1 protein-coding gene is annotated in these 458 nt (G+C 60.7%); it reads left to right on the plus strand.

What is annotated here, in order from left to right; genetic code table 11:
- Positions 1 to 458, plus strand: a 458-nt coding sequence (locus ACNFBR_RS29275; protein ID WP_416737883.1) for an immunoglobulin-like domain-containing protein, incomplete at both ends; no start/stop codon positions are given.

Raw genomic sequence — 458 nt, forward strand, 5'->3', positions numbered from 1 at the left:
AGGTCACCATTACTGCCGACCAGACCTCGGTCGCAGAGAACGTCAAACCGACGTTCACCGTGCACGTGAACCAGCCGCTGGATCACGACCTGGTCGTGACCCTGAGCAACAGCGCCCAGGTCACCATCAAAGCGGGCGACACCAGCGCCAAGTACGAGCACGCGGCTCAAGGTGACGACGTCTACAAAGACGCCGGTGAGATCAACCTGGGCATCAAGTCGGCTGTGGACATCGACGGTCGCACCTTCGAGAACCTGGAGCTGGGTGGCGCCGCGAAGGTGGATGTCACCGACACCACCGACGAAGTGATCGCCAAGTTGACCGCGACACCTTCGGTCACCGAAGGCGGTGAGATCACCTACACCATCACGCTGACCAACAAAGACGGTCTGCTGATCAACAACCACGGCGCCCTGACCTTCACGCTGAGCGACGGCAAAACCGTTATCACCGTGCCG

It is taken from the genome of Pseudomonas sp. NY11955 (assembly GCF_048068035.1).
Lineage (GTDB): Bacteria > Pseudomonadota > Gammaproteobacteria > Pseudomonadales > Pseudomonadaceae > Aquipseudomonas.